This window comes from Ochrobactrum sp. P6BSIII, assembly GCF_014138065.1.
Classification (GTDB): Bacteria; Pseudomonadota; Alphaproteobacteria; order Rhizobiales; family Rhizobiaceae; genus Brucella.
The window spans coordinates 80,624-97,915 of sequence record NZ_JACGXB010000003.1; the positions used below are offsets into that span (position 1 = coordinate 80,624).

Consider the following 17,292-nt stretch of genomic DNA (forward strand, 5'->3'; position numbering starts at 1 on the left):
GTGTTACAAAGAAGGGCAGTGCCTTGAAAATCGCAATCGTTTCGCCGTTGATCAGCCGATCATTGCGCGACGCTGATTGGCCGGACGCTCAACGACTTCGCGTGGCGCCTTGCCGCCGTCACGCTCTTCCAGTGCTTCGGCTTTGGAAAGCTCGATCTCGGCGACGGCCAGTTCTGCTTCGGCCGCTTCCTTCTGCGACATCAGATCGCCGATCGAACCGAACAGGTTGTCACGCCGCTGGCGTGCAGCCTTGGCGAAGGTCGGATAGGCAAAATGATTGATGTCGGTGATGCCGGCTTTCTTTTCTTCCGACAGGATCTGGGCGTCGAGTTCTCCAGCCATTCGCTCGAACTCGCCGATCATCAGGTCAAGCTGGCCCAGTTGACGGCGCTTTTCCTTCACCTGGAACAGTTTCAGCCTGACTAGGCTTTCACGTGGCTTCATACGCAATACTCCTTGAACACCAACCAGCTTCCATGTGTTGGGGCGTTCCCCCCTGAGTCTAGACAACGGTTCGATCCTGCTTATCGGATCGGCGCTCTAAACCAATTCATTCGAAACATGGTCTCATCGACCCTCGTTTCACGCGGTCGGACCATGTTTTATTAACAAGTGTGAATAAGCAAAATGCGCCCGTTCACACCGCGAATCCCCCGCGAATCCAGCCCCAAAGAGGGAAAGCGTCGCGGCCGTTGTCGGAAATCACCCCTCGTAGCGAAACAAAAAGTTAAGATTTCACCCGTTTGGTAACCATTCCTTTACCGGCGAGGTTAATCATACGCGTTAGGACTTAAGGCTCGGTAAACCTAATGTGGTTTTTGAGCAACAGGTGAAACCTAGAGTCGGATGAATCGCTTAGCGAGAATTCTTAAAGTGATGCTTTAGAGTCATGAGAAAGTGAATCTCCTTATGATTCAGATCGCTACGAGAATTTTCTAAACAGGGCATAAATATGCTTGCCAACCAGAATCATATTTTGTTAACCATTTGCTGGCACCTTCATACAGAGGCAACGACGGTTCCGTGTGCCGCCTTGAGGGACATCTGGTCGGCTGCGGAAAGGGGATAAGAGATGCGCGTCCTTTTGATTGAAGACGACAGTGCTATCGCACAGAGCATTGAGCTGATGCTCAAGTCCGAGAGTTTCAATGTCTACACGACCGATCTGGGCGAGGAAGGCATCGATCTCGGCAAGCTTTATGACTACGACATCATCCTGCTGGATTTGAATCTGCCGGATATGTCTGGTTACGAAGTTCTTCGTACGTTGCGCCTTTCCAAGGTGAAGACGCCTATCCTGATCCTCTCCGGCATGGCCGGCATCGAGGACAAGGTTCGCGGCCTTGGCTTCGGCGCTGACGACTACATGACCAAGCCTTTCCACAAGGATGAGCTGATCGCGCGTATTCATGCGATCGTTCGTCGCTCGAAGGGCCATGCACAGTCGGTCATCACCACGGGTGATCTGATCGTCAATCTGGACGCAAAGACGGTGGAAGTTTCCGGCCAGCGCGTTCACCTGACGGGCAAGGAATACCAGATGCTCGAGCTTCTCAGCTTGCGCAAGGGTACGACGCTCACCAAGGAAATGTTCCTCAACCACCTTTATGGCGGTATGGACGAGCCGGAACTGAAGATCATCGACGTCTTCATCTGCAAGCTGCGCAAGAAGCTTGACGCAGTTTCCGGTAGCCAGAGCTACATTGAAACCGTCTGGGGCCGCGGCTATGTGCTGCGCGAGCCGGATGCCGAGCTGCGCGAAAGCGCCTGATCGGTCCGGACCTTACGGTCATCGAATAAAAAGCTCCGCTTCGGCGGAGCTTTTTGTTTTTGGCAGTTCGAGGATCAGGTGGTTTTGTCGCGACGTATCGCCAAAACCCGTATCACGCCAGACGCGGGCGCCTCGGCTGCTCGGCGCTCATCAAGGCGGTGAATTGCTCGGTGAGATAGGCGCGGTCGAAGGGCTTCAATATGTAGCCATCCGCGCCGGAGCGTTTGGCACGCATGATCCGCGTGACGTCGAGTTCATAGAGGCAAATGATGATGCGCGGATGCTGGCCATCGGGCAAGGCGCGCAGTTCCGGGATGACTTCGAGGGCGGTCATGTCCGGCAAGTCGAAATCGAGAAGGATGATATCCGGCATCCGCGATGCGCAACTGTCGAGCGCGTCATGTCCGGTTGAGACTTCGGCAAATTCTGCGATGGAATCGGACAGGATACGGCGCGCTACCTTGCGGATGACGGATGAATCGTCAACCAACAGGCAATAGCCGGCCATTGCTTCGTCTCCCATCGAATTTCCCCCAGAAAGGCAGCGGGCAGCTGCCTGAAACACCTCACGTCACACGGTCGTTGCCTGCTGTCATCATGTCAGCAGGAGCGCGGGCGGACCCGCGCTCCAAATTCACCTACTCGGCAGAGAATACGATATCTTCTGCCGTCGCGTGAATAGAAATCGTCATGCCGGCTTCTTCGGCAAGCAGCAGCGTATAATAAGGCTGCACGGAATGCGCATCAATTGGCTCTTCCGGGGTGGCGCCGGAATGCAGCTCCAGGAACTTTGGCGGAACGCGCAGCATGCGGCCCTTGACCGTGATGACGAAGCGCGGTTCGGTATCGCCGCCTTCCAGACGCACAGCAAGCGAGCCGCCACGCGGGATCGCACCATTGGCGATCAGCAGCATATTGAGCAGCAGTTTCACTTTGTTCTTGGGCAGAAGCACGCGGGTGCCTTCCCAGGTCAGCTCCGGCTTCTCGTTCTTGAAATATTCGGTGGCGACGGTCTGCGCGTCGCCCGTGTCGATCTGCACGCCTGCTGAACCGGCAGCGCCGAAGGCAATGCGGGCAAACTGGAGACGGGCCGAGGCGTTGCGTGCGCTCGACTTGATCAGCGCCATCGCATCTTCGTCTGCGCCGCCTTCTTCCAGCAGTTCAAGACCGTTATTGATCGCGCCAACCGGCGAGATGATGTCATGACAGATCCTGCTGCACAGAAGCGCACCGAGATCGAGTGCGGAAAGGGTAACGGGTAGTGGCATGGCGCTTTCTCCGGAACGCGGATGGACCCGGCTCCGCGGCGCTTCGGCCGGACGGTCGCGTCCTGATCGGTTAACGAAACCGCCCGTAAAACCTGTCGTTTGACGCGCGGCATGAAGATGGGCGAATCGCCCTGAATGTCGGTTTAACTGGATACACGCCACACTAGAAAGCCGCAACAAAGCTGTCTTTTTTGAGATCAGCTTATCGATGTAGGCGCGTTGATGAAGACGAGGGATTTTCGCCTTTGTAACGCCAATTTCCGCTCATAAAGGTTTGGACAATAAATTAGCGTTTACAATATGCGCGATTCGACGCGAAAGCCCGGAAGAGGCGGCGTCATGCTTTTAACAGGGCGTCAGACAGAGAAGCGGTAGCCAGAAGGAAATAAAAATGGCCATACCATCCCTGTCGCAAACCAGTTTCCGCAATGCGGCGTATTACATCGCGTTTCTTGCGGCACTGTTTGTCTCCATCCTCGCTCTGCCGCATCAGGCACGGGCGCAGAACACCTACACCGCCGAGGAAATCGTCGATTCCGGTCATCGGTTCTTTGGCTCGGCTTCGGGCGGGCTTGCCAGCGCCGTCGAGAAAGCGTTCCAGAGCTTCGGCTTGCCGAACGGCTATGTTCTTGGTGAAGAAGGTTCCGGCGCGTTCATCGGCGGACTGACCTATGGCGAAGGCACGCTTTATACGAAGAATGCCGGTGACCATAAGACTTACTGGCAGGGCCCTTCGCTCGGCTGGGATTTCGGCGGTCAGGGCTCACGCGTCATGATGCTCGTCTATAATCTGGACGATATCCAGAACCTTTACGGCCGCTATGCGGGCGTTGCCGGTTCGGCTTATGTCGTTGCAGGCGTCGGGTTCAATGTGCTGAAGCGCGAAAACATTGTGCTCGTACCGATCCGCACTGGCGTTGGCGCAAGGCTTGGTGTGAATATCGGCTATCTGAAGGTTTCCGCGGCTCCGACCTGGAATCCCTTCTAGGTTGTTGTGGATTTCGGCTGCGCGAAGGCTGTTCTGCACCCGGAATGTTTCGGTGCAAGAAAGCCTTTTGCGCATTCCAGACCTATGCGCTACCATCAGTTGATGGTTCTGTTTGGCTGCAAAAAGCTCAACTTCGTGTGAAACCTTGATCCAGTCGGCACTCTTCTTCCTGCTTGGCGTTCTTGTGACGGTTTTCGTCCTGATCCTGCTTGGGCCATCGGTCTGGCGGCGCGCTTTCTTTCTAGCGCGACGACAGGTTCAGGCCGAACTGCCGATCACGCTTGCTGAAATCCGGGCTGACAAGGATGGCTTGCGTGCGGAATTCGCCGTCGCGATCAGCAAGCTGGAGCAGCAGTTGAAGCGGGAACGCCAGAAGGCAGCCGAACAGGCGGTTACCCTTGGACGTCAATATGAAGAGCTGAAGCGCATTCCGTTGCTTGAGGAAAGCCAGTCCACCATCGAGAAGAAACTGGTGGATCAGGATCAGACGCTGTCGGAGGCCAAGTCGTCGCAAGAGACAGCGTCGGAAAAGTCCGAAATCCTGCAAGCCGAGCTTGAACGCGTTCAAAGCCATTACACTGCGCTGGAAGGGCTTGCGGATACGCTGCGTATCGAGATAAGCGCTAATGAGGCTGAACGTGGCCGCTTGTCGAGCGAGATAACCGAAATGCGCCGTGACCGTAAGGAAGCAACTGCCCGCTATAACGAGCTTTCAACGCAGCTCACCTCGGCGCAGACTGAATTGAAGAGCGAGAAACGTCGAAACGGCGATTTGCAGCAGAAGCTGGAAAAGCTGATTTCCGAACTATCCGACGCACAGGAAAAGCTGGAACGCTTTTCGCGCGGTGGTGCAGTCGCTGTTTCGCTGTCCGATCAGGATCAAGCCGAGATCACGCGGCAGAATGCGGCGCTTCGCGAGGAAATGGCGGAGCTTGCTGCCCGCATGGTTGCTGCAACCGCGGACAAGGAAGGCCCCGATTCGCCTATTCACGGCATTCTGCAAGCCGCAGAGACGGCGGCAGGTGGCAAAAGCGGGAAGAACGGCAAGGCTGTTTCCAAAAGCCTCGCAAGCCGCATTCAGGAATTGCCAAAGGGCTGATCGTTCTCCGATCCCATCATTCATGATTCGCGAAAACGCCGACCAGATATTAATCCGGTCGGCGTTTCAGTTTCCTGCTGGCTTTATCAGCCGTTGGTAATCACATCAGACCAATCGGGGTGACGCGTTGCCTGCGCATGCATGAAGCTGCAGCGCGGAATGATTTTCCAGCCATTGCGGCGCGCATCGAGAATGGCGTTCTTGGCCAGTGCCTGTGCCGCGCCCTTGCCGCGCATGGACTCCGGTACGCGTGTATGATCGACGGAAATGAGCGAAGGCCCCAGCTTGGTGTAGGTCATTTCGGCTTCGCTGCCATCCAGCGACGCCACATAGCGCCCGCCGTCGGAACTGTCTTCCTTGCGAATCTCGATATTTCCGCTCATGCCATCCTCCAGATTGAACACATACAGTCTTCAACATAGGAATGAATTGCGCAAACAAAAACCGGCCCAGAGGGCCGGTTTTCAATTTGTCAGATCTATGGGCTGAATCGGTCGAATGATTGAACGACTGTTCAACCCGGCACGATCCATCAGTGCCGATATTGCTGAATTCTGGTCGTCCGGAGACCGGCGAGACCATGCTCATCGATCGAGGACTGCCAGCCAAGGAACTCTTCCACCGTCAATGTATAACGCTGGCATGCCTCCTCAAGGCTCAGAAGTCCGCCGCGAACAGCAGCGACAACTTCGGCCTTGCGGCGGATGACCCAGCGCCTTGTATTGGCGGGGGGAAGGTCCGCAATGGTCAGCGGGCTGCCATCGGGACCAATTACATACTTTATACGCGGTCTTACCAGATCGGTCATTGTACTCTCTACACAACACTCAAGGACCTAATCGAGTGTGAGACTAGCGCCACAGCTTTAAAAATTACCTAAACTGCCGGTAACACTCTGGTAACACTTGAAAAATTTTCGAAGAAAAATGAATGGCCCGACGACATTTGGGCGTTTTTCGGTGAATTTCACGGTGAAGTGTGCGGGCCAGGTCGCAATTCGACCAATGTTTATTATGCGACACCTTGGCAAATTGCCGCAGTTTCGCCTATATAGGCCTTAGAAATCTGAATTTTGAGAAGCAGGGCGCATGCCCGGAAGCTGGAATCAATCATGAGCCTGAACAGCCTCGATCTGCCGGGAAAGCCGGAAGACACGCGCGTTGTCGTCGCCATGTCGGGCGGCGTCGATTCATCTGTTGTGGCCGGGATTCTCAAACGTGAAGGTTACGACGTCGTCGGCGTGACGCTGCAGCTTTATGATCATGGCGCAGCGGTTCATCGCGCCGGCTCCTGTTGTGCAGGACAGGATATTGAAGACGCCCGCCGCGTTTCGGAAAGCCTCGGCATTCCCCATTACGTTCTCGATTACGAAGCGCGTTTCCGCGAAGCCGTGATCGACCCGTTCGCGAATTCCTATGTCAGCGGTGAGACGCCGATCCCATGCGTTTCCTGCAACCAGACGGTCAAGTTCGCTGATCTTCTCCAGACCGCGCGCGATCTTGGTGCGGATGCTCTGGCGACGGGTCACTATATTCGCAGCCGTGCAAATGGTGCGCATCGCTCGCTCTATCGTCCGGTCGATACGGATCGTGACCAGAGCTACTTCCTTTTCGCGACCACGCAGGAGCAGATCGATTATCTGCGCTTCCCGCTTGGCCATCTGCCAAAGGCGCAGGTGCGTGAAATCGCTGAGGAAATGGGCCTGACGGTTGCCAAGAAGCAGGATAGTCAGGATATCTGCTTTGTGCCGCAGGGCAAATATTCCGACATTATTTCCCGGCTGAAGCCGGAAGCGGCCAATCCGGGCGATATCGTTCATATCGACGGTCGCACGCTTGGCCGTCACGACGGCATCGTGCATTACACGGTCGGCCAGCGTCGCGGTATCGGCGTTGCAACCGGTGAGCCGCTTTATGTCGTGCATCTCGATGCCGCCAATGCGCGTGTCATCGTCGGCCCGCGTGAGGCGCTGGAAACGCACAAGGTGTTCCTGCGCGATATCAACTGGCTGGGCGATGGCCCAATCGACGATCTGCCGGAAGGCGGAATGGAAGTTTTCGCCAAGGTTCGCTCCACGCGTCCGCCGCGTCCGGCCGTTCTGCGCCACTCCGGTGGCAAGACCTGGGTTGAACTGGTGGATGGCGAAAGCGGCATCGCACCGGGACAGGCCTGCGTGCTTTATTCCGACGAGAGCAATACGGCGCGCGTTTTCGGTGGCGGTTTCATCGGTCGCTCCGAACGTGAACCGCAGGCAGAAGAAATGCTGCGCCGTCTGGTGGCCAGCACGGCGAGCGCTTCGGCGGCCTGAGCCGGGTTCAGAGAGCAAAACAAATCATAGGTGGGTGTTAGCACCCGCCTATTTTTTTGCCTGCAACAGCACCCAATCCCGAAACGCGGCCACGATGGGTCGTTCCAGCGCCGTTGCCGGATAGACCAGATGATAGGCGAAACCCTTGGCGACTTCCTGACAGAAGGGCGCGACCAGAGTGCCGTCCTCCATCTCGCGCGCCACAAGAGACCGGCGCACCAACGCAAAGCCATGCCCGGCTTTCGCTGTTTCGATAGCGCCATTGCTGTCGAGGAAGATCGGCCCGTTGGATGCGTCGATGGTGCTCAGACCCGCCGCCTCCAGCCATAAACGCCAGTCATGCCTATGCTCGTCATGGAGCAGGGTAGAGTTTTCGAGCACTGCAGGATCGCGATCCTTGCCCGTCAAAAGGGAAGGGCTGCACACCGGCGTCAGATCATCATCAATCAGCCGCTCGCTTTCCAGCCCGGGATAGATTCCGAAACCATGGCGTATCGCAACATCGATACCGTCGCGCTCAAGATCGACAATCCGGTTGGATGGGCTGATGCGCAGATCGACCTGCGGGTGCAACGCTTCAAAAAGCGAAAGCCGCGGCGTCAGCCATTGAATGGCAAAGCTGGGTGTACAACTGATTGTCAGTATGGGCAGCGCACGGGTTTTGAGCTGCGCCGTTGCCTCGCGAATGGTGCGGAATGCCGTGCGCAAAGCCGCAAAATACTGTTCGCCGTCTGTTGTCAGGATAAGACGGCGCGGCTTGCGCGTGAACAGCGTGATGCCAAGCGACATTTCCAGTTCGCGCACCTGAAGGCTGACAGCGCCGGGCGTCACATTCAGTTCCTGCGCCGCCAATGTTACACTGCCGCGCCGGGCCGTGGCTTCAAACGCACGCAGTCCGTTGAGGGAGGGGAGTGGTGCATGCATAGTTTAGTTTTACTCACTCATCCTGCGAGAAACACTCGTTTGCCAAGCATTGAATTTAAAAGCGATAAACGGGAAGTCAATCCGGCTCAGTTGGCCTAGTCTGGCTATGGTAGAGCCCAATTATTGAATTTCGGGAGCGCTGGCGATGACGACGCAAAAGGTGATGGGCTGGAAAGAATGGGGCATGTTGCTCGTGCTTTCCGTGCTCTGGGGCGGGTCATTCTTCTTCAACGGCATTGCAGTTCGGGAACTGCCGCCATTCAGCATTGTCACGCTGCGCGTTGCTCTGGCGGCGCTCGCCCTGATGGTGCTGATCCGTCTGATGGGTCTGTCCATGCCGAAGGATCGGCGTATCTGGGCTGCCTTTTTCGGTATGGGTTTTCTCAACAACCTGCTGCCGTTTTGTCTCATCGTCTGGGGCCAGACGCAGATTGCCAGCGGGCTTGCTTCCATCCTCAATGCGACGACACCGCTATTCGGCGTGATCGTTGCGCATTTTCTCACCGCGGACGAAAAGATCACCCGCAACAAGGTCGTGGGGGTTCTGATCGGTTTCTGCGGTGTGGCGATCATGATCGGACCTGACGCCATTGGTGGACTTGGCCATAATCTCTGGCCGCAGCTTGCTGTTCTCTGCGCCGCACTTTCCTATGCTTTCGCCGGTATTTTCGGACGCCGTTTCAAGGCGATGGGCGTCGCGCCGCTGATCACGGCCACCGGTCAGGTGACGGCAACGACCGTCATGCTCATTCCGGTTGCCCTGATCGTGGATCATCCGTGGACTCTGGCCGCACCAAGCGCTGCTACCTGGGGTGCGCTGGTCGGAATCGCGCTGCTCTCAACTGCGCTTGCCTATGTGCTCTTCTTCCGCATCCTCTCGACGGCGGGCGCGGTCAATCTGATGCTGGTGACGTTTCTCATACCGGTCAGTGCGATCCTGCTCGGTGTGCTGTTTCTGGGTGAGACCCTGCAAGCCAAGCATTTTATCGGCATGGCAATGATTGCCGCCGGGCTGGCGGCCATTGACGGGCGGTTGATCGCTGCGCTTTTACCGTTTGCTGGGAGCCCATCCCGAAAAGTGTGAAACGGTTTTCGGACAAGATGTGCGGAAAAACAGATAGCTAAAGCACGAGGTCTACTGAAACCGGCTGAAACGCGACAGGGCGATGCCGGAGGCGGTAGCAACATTCAGGCTGTCGAATTCCTTCGACATGGGAATGCGGGCTGTCTGGAGTCGCTCCAGAAGCCGCTGCGGCAGTCCTTCGCCTTCTGTGCCAAGCAACAGCGCCTGACGATCATGTCCGGTTGCCTGATAGATGCTGGTTTCTGACGATGGGCTGAGCGCCAGCACGTTGAAGTTTGCATCCTGCAACGCGGCGAGAATCTCGTCAATGCGTCCGCCGTGGAAATAGGGCACTTTCAGCGTCGCGCCGACAGAGACGCGAATGGCCTTGCGATAAAGCGGATCGCAGCAGGTTTCGTCCATCAGCACGCAATCGGCCTCGAAGGCGGCAGCGTTGCGGAAGATGGAACCGACATTGTCGTGATTGGATATGCCGCACAGTACTGTGACGAGCGATTGTTGCGGGAGCGCGGCCAGCAAGTCAGCCAATTCCGGCTGGGGCTTGCGGCGTCCGACGGCAAGAATGCCGCGATGCACATGAAAGCCAGCAACCGCATCCATGACGGCTTGCGGTACACAATAGACCGGGGTGCCTGTGGGGATCTGCGCCAGCTGTTCCGTCAGCCCTTCGAGCCGATTTTCCAGCACGAGCAACGATTCTGTCTCAAAACGTGCCGTGGAGGAGAACAGGACATTGATGACGACTTTGCCCTCGGCAATGAAACGCTTCTGGCGTCCGACGAGGTCTTTTTCGCGGATGTCACGATAGGGGGAAAGGCGGTCGTCGTCCGGATCGTCAATGCGTTGGAGACAGCCGTGCAAATGATCTTCTGATTTCATTGCACGGCTGTAACCTCATGCTTAAGCGATGGCTAGTACCGGCTGTTCCTGCCGGCGCGGTGTCGGACTCATATAGAGACTTGAGAGCGTCGACAACATCAACTCGATATGCGGTGACGAAACCATATAGTAGATGGTCTGGGCATCGCGTCGGGTCGAAACGAGGTCGAGAGCCCGCAATTTGGCCAGATGCTGCGACAATGCCGACTGACTGAGGTCAATCGCCTTGGCGAGCGCGCCAACCGACATTTCATTGTGGAGCAGCTTGCATAAAATCAATAGTCGCTTGTTGTTTGCGAGTGCTGAAAGAAAATCTGCTGCCTGATCTGCATTTTCTGTTAAATCACAAAAAGTATGTTCTTGGTTCATTTGCTGTCATACCCCCGTAAGACCGCTGGTAGTTTCAAATGACGGTTCCTTTTTGGAACACGCATTCAAATTTAAAGGCTGCCATTTCGTTTGAAAAGGCCTTGCTTAAATGCGCTCGTGTTTAAATCGCGCAAATTTGTCCCAAAAAGACAGTGAATTTGTTTCAGCGGGGCGCGGCGGTCATTTTTGGCAGTTCGGAGCGTATTTCTGCGACCGTGCCGCAACGCTGCGAAAAGGAGAGTCGCACCATCTCATTGCCAACCGCAATGTCGATACCGTCGGGATCTATCCCCGCGACCTTCAATGGCTTTGCTGCTGCGCCGATCATTTCGGTGACAAGGGCAGCAATCGCATCTTCTCCACTTTCTATGACGCTATCAAGAAAGTCCTGTTCGTTGGGAGCTATACTTTCGGCTATGTGGGCGGGACAGATTAGGTCTTCCGATGTGAGATTGAAGGCTTTGCCGAACCCGCCGTTCAGACTGGCGCCCGAAACATGCAGGCGAAAGAACGCGAAGTCACCGAGATCGACATAAAGCGCGCCTTTGGGATTATGGTTCAGATAGCGGCGGCGAATGCGCGGATAGTCGTCCGCTGTCCGCTCGACCTTGGCGGCTTCGCAGTGAAGGGTGATGCGCGGATGGGCAAGCGGATCGCCTTTTCCGGGTTCGCCAAGCAATAGTGAACAAGCGGGGTTGGCAAGCAGACCTGGAGTATGGGCCGCCAGTCCCGAAACCAGAATGAGCGGTGTGCCGTCCGTGTCCGTGGCCGTTGCCACGCGGCTTGCCAGCGGGCGATGGGTTTTTGCATCCAGCACGGCAAGGGCGCCATAGCGTGCCGTGCGCATCAATGTCTTGGCCAGCTGAATGGCTTCCGGCGTTGTCGGCCTGATAGGGGATTCGGTCTTTTCTTTGGTCTCGGTCATCGGGCCGCCGTAAATATGAGTTCTTTTGTCTAGTTCTTAGTCGATTTTCTGGCGATAAAACAGGGGCCTGCCGCTGATATTGCCCGCAATTCCGGCGATTCCAGAGGCGCTATGCGACAGCTGCATGACCCTATGCGAAAATTCACGCAAATAATATTATGATTTGACCGCTCTTAGCGCAATTTTCCGCAATATGGCGTTTCGAAGAAATTAAAATCTAAAAATATGGGTGGTAAACGCATAAGAATGTGAACTGGTTCTAACAATTGCGCTTGCAAAGTAAGGAACCAAGCGTTTCGATAGGCCAAGCTGCGAGCAATGGGGTGCGCGCGGCAGACTTTTCCGTGGAGGCGGACAATAAAATGAAAATGTACAAAACACTCCTGGCTGCAACCGCGCTGGTGGCTCTTATGAGCGGTGCTGCATCTGCCAAGACACTCGTTTACTGCTCGCCGGCTTCGCCTGAAGGCTTCGATCCGGCTGCCTATACGGGCGGGGATACGTTCGATGCTTCGTCGCGCACGGCCTATGACCGTCTCGTCGAGTTCAAGCATGGCGAAACCACGATTGAACCCGGTCTCGCCGAGAGCTGGGACGTTTCGAAGGACGGCCTCGAATATACCTTCCACCTGCGTAAGGGTGTGAAGTTCCAGACGACCGACTTTTTCACGCCGACGCGCGAATTCAACGCCGATGACGTGATCTTCTCGTTCGAGCGTCAGGCCAAGAAGGACAATCCCTGGCACGAATATACTGCCGGTGTTTCCTACGAATATTTCGACAGCATGGAATTCCCGACGCTGATCAAGGAGATCAAGCGCGTGGACGACCACACTGTCACCTTCGTGCTGAGCCGTCCGGAAGCTCCGTTCCTCGCTGATCTGGCCATGGATTTCGCATCCATCCTGTCGAAGGAATATGCCGACAAGCTTCAGGCCGACAAGAAGATGGATGATCTCAACCAGTTCCCGCTTGGAACCGGCCCGTTCACCTTCGTCGCCTATCAGAAGGACGCTGTGATCCGCTACAAGGCTAACCCGGATTACTGGGGCGGCAAGGAAAAGATCGACGATCTCGTTTTCGCGATCACGACCGATCCGGCTGTGCGCGCGCAGAAGCTGAAGGCTGGCGAATGCCACATCATGTCCTATCCGGCTCCGGCGGACATCGAAGGTCTGAAGGCCGATTCGAACCTCAAGGTTGACGAACAGCCAGGTCTGAACGTTGCCTATCTTGCCTATAACACGCTGGTCGCTCCGTTCGACAAGCCTGAAGTGCGCAAGGCGCTGAACCAGGCCATCAACAAGAAGGCCATCGTCGATGCCGTGTTCCAGGGTTCGGGCGAAGTTGCCAAGAACCCGATCCCGCCGACAATGTGGGGCTATAATAACGACGTCAAGGACGACGAGTACAACCCGGAAGAAGCCAAGAAGGCGCTTGAAGCTGCTGGCGTCAAGGACCTGAAGATGAAGGTCTGGGCAATGCCGGTCAGCCGTCCGTACATGCCGAATGCCCGCCGCGTGGCCGAACTGATCCAGTCGGACTTCGCAAAGGTTGGCGTTGGCGTGGACATCGTTTCGATGGAATGGGGTGAATATCTCAAGAAGTCGTCCGACAAGGACCGTGACGGTGCGGCCATCATGGGCTGGACCGGCGACAATGGCGATCCGGACAACTTCCTCGGCGTTCTGCTCGGCTGCTCGGGCGTTGGCAACAACAACCGTGCCCAGTGGTGCTACAAGCCGTTCGAAGATCTGATCCAGAAGGCCAAGGTCACTGCCGATCAGGGCGAACGTGCCAAGCTCTATGAGCAGGCGCAGGTCGTCTTCAAGGAGCAGGCTCCTTGGGCAACTCTCGATCACTCGACCGTGTTCATGCCGATGTCCTCCAAGGTCTCCGGCTACAAGATGGACCCAGTGGGTATCCATCGCTTCACCGGCGTCGATATCGCAGAGTAATTCGTCTCAACACCAGCGGCCGGGAGCGGAGGGGTCAACCCTCCGCTCCCGGTCGGAGTTTATTCTATGTTCCGTTTTTTTCTGAATAAGTTGGCCTATCTGGTGCCGACTTTCATCGGGATTACCATCGTCGCCTTCGGTTTCGTGCGCGTGCTGCCGGGCGATCCGGTGCTGTTGATGGCCGGTGAACGTGGTGTCAGTCCCGAGCGTCATGCTGAGCTTATGGCGCAATTCGGTTTCGACCGTCCGCTCTGGCAGCAATATCTCGACTATGTCTGGAACCTGTTGCATGGCGACTTCGGCCTTTCGATCGTCACCAAGAAGCCGGTCCTGACCGAGTTCTTTTCGCTCTTCCCGGCCACCGTGGAATTGAGCGTTTGCGCAATCATTCTGGCCGTGTTGATCGGTATTCCGGCGGGCGTTGTTGCAGCCGTCAAGCGCGGGTCGTGGTTCGACCAGTCGCTGATGGGTGTCGCCCTTGTCGGTTATTCCATGCCGATCTTCTGGTGGGGCCTGCTCCTCATCATTTTCTTCTCGAATTATCTGCAGCTGACCCCGGTATCGGGCCGTATTTCGCTGCTGTTTTTCTTCCCGCCCGTCACTGGCTTCATGCTGATCGACAGCCTTTTGTCGGGGCAGAAGGGTGCTTTTGCATCGGCTGCGTCGCATCTTGTCCTGCCGACCATCGTGCTGGCGACCATCCCGCTTGCGGTCATCGCGCGCCAGACCCGTTCGGCGATGCTGGAAGTGCTGGGCGAAGACTATGTGCGCACGGCGCGCGCCAAGGGCCTGCCGACCCGCCGGGTTGTCGGACTGCATGCGCTTCGCAATGCACTCATTCCGGTGATCACGACCATTGGTCTGCAGGTTGGCGTGCTTCTCGCTGGCGCAATCCTGACGGAAACGATCTTTTCCTGGCCGGGCATCGGCAAATGGATGCTCGATTCGATCTCTCGCCGCGACTATCCGGTCGTGCAAGGCGGACTTCTGCTGATCGCGGGGCTGGTTATGGCAGTCAATCTGATTGTCGATCTGCTCTATGGTCTGGTCAATCCGCGAATCCGGCACAGGTGAGGTTCCAATGAGCAATGTAACAAACACACCCGTCGCCACGGATACCGCCACGCCCGGCGTCAGCCGCATGGCGATGCTGAAGGACTTCTGGTTTTATTTCAGCGTCAATCGTGGCGCTGTCATCGGCCTCTGGGTTTTCATCGCCATCGTCCTGATGGCCATTTTTGCGCCGCTGATCGCGCCGCATGATCCGACGGAACAGTTCCGCGAATTCTTCCTGAAGCCTCCGGCATGGCAGGAAGGCGGCTCGACGTCGTTCCTTCTCGGCACCGACGCCGTGGGCCGCGATATCCTGTCCCGCCTGATCTACGGCGCACAATATTCGCTGCTGGTCGGCTTCGTGATCGTGGTGATCTCGATGTGCGTCGGCATCACGATTGGCGTGCTGGCCGGTTATCTGGGCGGAGCCGTGGATGCCGCTTTCATGCGCGTCATGGATATCATGCTGTCCTTCCCGTCGCTGCTTCTGGCGCTGGTGCTGGTGGCTATTCTCGGGCCGGGCCTGACGAATGCAGTCATCGCGATCACGCTGGTTCTGCTGCCGCACTTTTCGCGTCTGACGCGTGCTGCGGTGATGGCGGAAAAGGAGCGGGAATATGTAACGGCTGCCAAGCTTGCCGGTGCAAGCAGGCTGCGTCTGATGTTCAAGACCGTGTTGCCGAACTGTCTGGCACCGCTGGTCGTTCAGGCCACCATGTCGTTCTCCAACGCCATTCTCGAAGTGGCGGCGCTCGGCTTCCTGAACATGGGCGCACAGCCGCCGACGCCGGAATGGGGCACCATGCTTGCCGAAGCGCGCGAATTCATCACGCGCGCCTGGTGGGTTGTGACCTTCCCGGGTCTGGCAATCCTGATCACTGTTCTCGCCATCAATCTGATCGGCGACGGTCTGCGCGATGCGCTTGACCCGAAACTCAAGAGGAGCTGATCGATGGCTTTGCTTGAAATCAAGAACCTTACGGTTTCGTTCGATACTTCGACCGGTCCATTCAAGGCGGTCGACGGCATCGATATCAAGGTCGACAAGGGTGAAGTTCTGGCCATTGTCGGCGAGTCCGGTTCGGGCAAGTCGGTGGGCATGCTGGCCGTTATGGGCCTTCTGCCAAAGACCGCGACTGTGACGGCAGACACGATGTCGTTCGACGGCAAGGATTTGCGCACGCTTTCCAGTTCGGAGCGCCGCCAGATCATTGGTCGCGACATTTCGATGATCTTCCAGGAGCCGATTGCCAGTCTCAATCCGTGCTTCACGGTTGGCTATCAGCTTGAGGAAGTGCTCAAGCAGCATATGGGTATGAACGGGTCGGCGAGCCGTGCCCGCGCTATCGAACTGCTAGAGCTTGTCGGTATCCGCGACGCTGCCGAACGTCTGGGCAGTTTCCCGCATCAGATGTCGGGTGGTCAGTGCCAGCGCGTCATGATCGCTATCGCGATTGCCTGCAATCCAAAGCTTCTGATCGCCGACGAGCCGACCACGGCTCTCGACGTGACGATCCAGAAGCAGATCCTCGATCTCCTGATGCGGCTCCAGGTGGAACATGGCATGGGTCTGATCATGATCACCCACGATATGGGTGTCGTCGCCGAAACGGCGGATCGGGTCATCGTGCAGTATAAGGGCCACAAGATGGAAGACGCTGACGTGCTGTCGCTGTTCTCCGCGCCGAAAAGCCCTTACACCCGTGCGCTTCTGTCAGCTTTGCCGGAAAATGCGACTGGCGACCGTCTGCCGACGGTGTCCGATTTCGTCTTTGACAATAGCAGTGCAGGAGAAGCGCGATGAGCGAGGTTGTTCTCGAAGCGCGCGATATCAAGCGCGACTATCATGTCGGCGGCGGCCTGTTTGGCAAGCCGAAGGTGGTTCATGCCGTCAAAGGCGTCAGCTTCAAGCTAGAAAAGGGCAAGACGCTGGCAATCGTGGGCGAATCCGGTTGCGGCAAGTCCACGCTGGCGCGCATCCTGACCATGATCGACCCACAGACTTCCGGCGATCTGAAAATCGGTGGCAAGGATGTGAACATCGCTCGTGACGGGCTGACGCCTGAAATGCGCCAGAAGGTGCAGATCGTGTTCCAGAACCCTTACGGTTCGCTCAATCCGCGCCAGAAGATCGGCGACGTGCTGGCCGAACCGCTGCTGCTGAACACGAACATGTCGGCTGAAGAGCGTCGCGCCAAGGCGATGCAGATGCTGTTGAAGGTTGGTCTCGGTCGCGAACACTTTAACCGCTATCCGCATATGTTCTCCGGCGGCCAGCGCCAACGTATCGCCATTGCACGCGCGCTGATGCTCAATCCGAAGCTGCTGATTCTCGATGAGCCGGTTTCCGCGCTCGATCTGTCGGTGCAGGCACAGGTTCTCAACCTGTTGTCCGACCTGCAGGAAGAGTTCGGCCTGACCTACGTCTTCATCAGCCACGACCTTTCGGTGGTGCGCTATATCGCCGATGAGGTGATGGTGATGTATTTCGGTGAAGTGGTTGAATATGGGGCGCGTGACGACGTGTTCAACAATCCGCAGCACGATTATACGAAGAAGCTGTTTGCCGCGACGCCACGTGCGGACGTCGATGCCATTCGCGCGCGTGTTGAAGCGCGCGCTGCTGCCAGACAGGCAGCGCTGACCTAGCCGATTGAAAGTCCATT

Annotated in this window: 19 protein-coding genes; 10 read left to right on the forward strand and 9 right to left on the reverse strand. The window is 56.8% G+C overall.

Translation table 11 applies throughout. From position 1 onward, the window contains the following. Positions 1 to 51: 51 nt before the first annotated feature. On the reverse strand, positions 52 to 444 hold the full coding sequence (locus FHW00_RS04720; protein WP_078338800.1) for a flagellar export protein FliJ: 393 nt from the start codon (positions 442 to 444) through the stop codon (positions 52 to 54). Between the two features lie 628 nt (positions 445 to 1,072). On the opposite strand from FHW00_RS04720, the gene ctrA reads away from it, so the two are divergent. Further along, positions 1,073 to 1,771: a response regulator transcription factor CtrA gene (gene ctrA, locus FHW00_RS04725; protein WP_078338799.1), complete on the forward strand. Its 699-nt coding sequence runs from the start codon at positions 1,073 to 1,075 to the stop codon at positions 1,769 to 1,771. A gap of 112 nt (positions 1,772 to 1,883) precedes the next feature. Here the strand turns inward: ctrA and FHW00_RS04730 are convergent, their stop codons facing one another. Together FHW00_RS04730 and chpT are read right to left on the reverse strand one after the other, a co-directional pair. Beyond that, positions 1,884 to 2,294: a response regulator gene (locus tag FHW00_RS04730; RefSeq protein ID WP_078338798.1), complete on the reverse strand. Its 411-nt coding sequence runs from the start codon at positions 2,292 to 2,294 to the stop codon at positions 1,884 to 1,886. Positions 2,295 to 2,409: 115 nt separating this feature from the next. After that, positions 2,410 to 3,039 (reverse strand): histidine phosphotransferase ChpT, encoded by a 630-nt coding sequence (chpT, locus tag FHW00_RS04735; RefSeq protein WP_109369542.1) that lies wholly within the window; start codon positions 3,037 to 3,039, stop codon positions 2,410 to 2,412. 391 nt (positions 3,040 to 3,430) lie between these two features. On the opposite strand from chpT, the gene FHW00_RS04740 reads away from it, so the two are divergent. Continuing rightward, entirely contained in the window at positions 3,431 to 4,027 is a 597-nt protein-coding gene (locus FHW00_RS04740; RefSeq protein ID WP_078338797.1) for a DUF1134 domain-containing protein, read from the forward strand. Positions 4,028 to 4,196: 169 nt separating this feature from the next. Further along, positions 4,197 to 5,126 carry a hypothetical protein gene (locus FHW00_RS04745; protein WP_176168318.1) on the forward strand — a complete coding sequence of 310 codons (930 nt, stop codon included), beginning with the start codon at positions 4,197 to 4,199 and terminating at the stop codon, positions 5,124 to 5,126. 86 nt (positions 5,127 to 5,212) lie between these two features. On the opposite strand, the gene FHW00_RS04750 is transcribed toward FHW00_RS04745, so the two are convergent. Together FHW00_RS04750 and sciP are read right to left on the reverse strand one after the other, a co-directional pair. Next, positions 5,213 to 5,509, reverse strand: a complete 297-nt coding sequence (locus FHW00_RS04750; protein WP_078338875.1) for a GNAT family N-acetyltransferase — start codon at positions 5,507 to 5,509, stop codon at positions 5,213 to 5,215. 149 nt (positions 5,510 to 5,658) lie between these two features. Next, a complete protein-coding gene (gene sciP / locus FHW00_RS04755; RefSeq protein WP_010659559.1) occupies positions 5,659 to 5,934 on the reverse strand; it encodes a CtrA inhibitor SciP in 276 nt (91 codons plus the stop codon). 303 nt (positions 5,935 to 6,237) lie between these two features. Between sciP and mnmA the strand changes: the two genes are divergently transcribed. Then, a complete protein-coding gene (gene mnmA / locus FHW00_RS04760; RefSeq protein WP_176168316.1) occupies positions 6,238 to 7,434 on the forward strand; it encodes a tRNA 2-thiouridine(34) synthase MnmA in 1,197 nt (398 codons plus the stop codon). Positions 7,435 to 7,482: 48 nt separating this feature from the next. On the opposite strand, the gene gcvA is transcribed toward mnmA, so the two are convergent. Further along, entirely contained in the window at positions 7,483 to 8,358 is an 876-nt protein-coding gene (gene gcvA / locus FHW00_RS04765; protein ID WP_078338795.1) for a transcriptional regulator GcvA, read from the reverse strand. A gap of 145 nt (positions 8,359 to 8,503) precedes the next feature. Here gcvA and FHW00_RS04770 point away from each other — a divergent pair, with 145 nt between their 5' ends. Beyond that, positions 8,504 to 9,442 carry a DMT family transporter gene (locus tag FHW00_RS04770; protein ID WP_078338794.1) on the forward strand — a complete coding sequence of 313 codons (939 nt, stop codon included), beginning with the start codon at positions 8,504 to 8,506 and terminating at the stop codon, positions 9,440 to 9,442. A 51-nt stretch (positions 9,443 to 9,493) separates the two neighbouring features. Here the strand turns inward: FHW00_RS04770 and FHW00_RS04775 are convergent, their stop codons facing one another. From FHW00_RS04775 to FHW00_RS04785, 3 genes are all read right to left on the reverse strand, one after another. Then, on the reverse strand, positions 9,494 to 10,321 hold the full coding sequence (locus FHW00_RS04775) for a TrmH family RNA methyltransferase (protein ID WP_078338793.1): 828 nt from the start codon (positions 10,319 to 10,321) through the stop codon (positions 9,494 to 9,496). A 21-nt stretch (positions 10,322 to 10,342) separates the two neighbouring features. Then, positions 10,343 to 10,690 (reverse strand): ArsR/SmtB family transcription factor, encoded by a 348-nt coding sequence (locus tag FHW00_RS04780; protein ID WP_078338792.1) that lies wholly within the window; start codon positions 10,688 to 10,690, stop codon positions 10,343 to 10,345. 163 nt (positions 10,691 to 10,853) lie between these two features. Continuing rightward, the gene (locus FHW00_RS04785) at positions 10,854 to 11,615 is read right to left on the reverse strand and encodes a HugZ family pyridoxamine 5'-phosphate oxidase (RefSeq protein WP_078338791.1); all 762 of its coding nucleotides are present in this window, start codon (positions 11,613 to 11,615) and stop codon (positions 10,854 to 10,856) included. Positions 11,616 to 11,977: 362 nt separating this feature from the next. Between FHW00_RS04785 and FHW00_RS04790 the strand changes: the two genes are divergently transcribed. The 5 genes from FHW00_RS04790 (at position 11,978) to FHW00_RS04810 (ending at position 17,275) form a co-directional block, all read left to right on the forward strand. Further along, positions 11,978 to 13,573, forward strand: a complete 1,596-nt coding sequence (locus FHW00_RS04790) for an ABC transporter substrate-binding protein (protein ID WP_078338790.1) — start codon at positions 11,978 to 11,980, stop codon at positions 13,571 to 13,573. A 66-nt stretch (positions 13,574 to 13,639) separates the two neighbouring features. After that, complete coding sequence (locus tag FHW00_RS04795) at positions 13,640 to 14,647, forward strand: ABC transporter permease subunit (protein WP_078338789.1); 1,008 nt, start codon at positions 13,640 to 13,642, stop codon at positions 14,645 to 14,647. A 67-nt stretch (positions 14,648 to 14,714) separates the two neighbouring features. Then, a complete protein-coding gene (locus tag FHW00_RS04800; protein ID WP_162762627.1) occupies positions 14,715 to 15,575 on the forward strand; it encodes an ABC transporter permease subunit in 861 nt (286 codons plus the stop codon). A gap of 3 nt (positions 15,576 to 15,578) precedes the next feature. Then, a complete protein-coding gene (locus FHW00_RS04805; RefSeq protein ID WP_078338787.1) occupies positions 15,579 to 16,430 on the forward strand; it encodes an ABC transporter ATP-binding protein in 852 nt (283 codons plus the stop codon). After that, on the forward strand, positions 16,427 to 17,275 hold the full coding sequence (locus FHW00_RS04810) for a dipeptide ABC transporter ATP-binding protein (protein ID WP_078338786.1): 849 nt from the start codon (positions 16,427 to 16,429) through the stop codon (positions 17,273 to 17,275). Before FHW00_RS04805 ends, FHW00_RS04810 begins: the two co-directional genes overlap by 4 nt. Positions 17,276 to 17,292 lie beyond the last annotated feature (17 nt).

Coding starts and splice junctions, on each gene's coding strand:
- FHW00_RS04800 (WP_162762627.1), top strand. CDS start 14,715: ATGGCGATGCTGAAGGACTTCTGGTTTTATTTCAGCGTCAATCGTGGC.
- FHW00_RS04810 (WP_078338786.1), top strand. CDS start 16,427: ATGAGCGAGGTTGTTCTCGAAGCGCGCGATATCAAGCGCGACTATCAT.
- ctrA (WP_078338799.1), top strand. CDS start 1,073: ATGCGCGTCCTTTTGATTGAAGACGACAGTGCTATCGCACAGAGCATT.
- FHW00_RS04750 (WP_078338875.1), bottom strand. CDS start 5,509: ATGAGCGGAAATATCGAGATTCGCAAGGAAGACAGTTCCGACGGCGGG.
- FHW00_RS04770 (WP_078338794.1), top strand. CDS start 8,504: ATGACGACGCAAAAGGTGATGGGCTGGAAAGAATGGGGCATGTTGCTC.
- FHW00_RS04730 (WP_078338798.1), bottom strand. CDS start 2,294: ATGGGAGACGAAGCAATGGCCGGCTATTGCCTGTTGGTTGACGATTCA.
- mnmA (WP_176168316.1), top strand. CDS start 6,238: ATGAGCCTGAACAGCCTCGATCTGCCGGGAAAGCCGGAAGACACGCGC.
- FHW00_RS04805 (WP_078338787.1), top strand. CDS start 15,579: ATGGCTTTGCTTGAAATCAAGAACCTTACGGTTTCGTTCGATACTTCG.
- FHW00_RS04785 (WP_078338791.1), bottom strand. CDS start 11,615: ATGACCGAGACCAAAGAAAAGACCGAATCCCCTATCAGGCCGACAACG.
- FHW00_RS04780 (WP_078338792.1), bottom strand. CDS start 10,690: ATGAACCAAGAACATACTTTTTGTGATTTAACAGAAAATGCAGATCAG.
- gcvA (WP_078338795.1), bottom strand. CDS start 8,358: ATGCATGCACCACTCCCCTCCCTCAACGGACTGCGTGCGTTTGAAGCC.
- FHW00_RS04795 (WP_078338789.1), top strand. CDS start 13,640: ATGTTCCGTTTTTTTCTGAATAAGTTGGCCTATCTGGTGCCGACTTTC.
- FHW00_RS04790 (WP_078338790.1), top strand. CDS start 11,978: ATGAAAATGTACAAAACACTCCTGGCTGCAACCGCGCTGGTGGCTCTT.
- chpT (WP_109369542.1), bottom strand. CDS start 3,039: ATGCCACTACCCGTTACCCTTTCCGCACTCGATCTCGGTGCGCTTCTG.
- FHW00_RS04740 (WP_078338797.1), top strand. CDS start 3,431: ATGGCCATACCATCCCTGTCGCAAACCAGTTTCCGCAATGCGGCGTAT.
- FHW00_RS04720 (WP_078338800.1), bottom strand. CDS start 444: ATGAAGCCACGTGAAAGCCTAGTCAGGCTGAAACTGTTCCAGGTGAAG.
- sciP (WP_010659559.1), bottom strand. CDS start 5,934: ATGACCGATCTGGTAAGACCGCGTATAAAGTATGTAATTGGTCCCGAT.
- FHW00_RS04775 (WP_078338793.1), bottom strand. CDS start 10,321: ATGAAATCAGAAGATCATTTGCACGGCTGTCTCCAACGCATTGACGAT.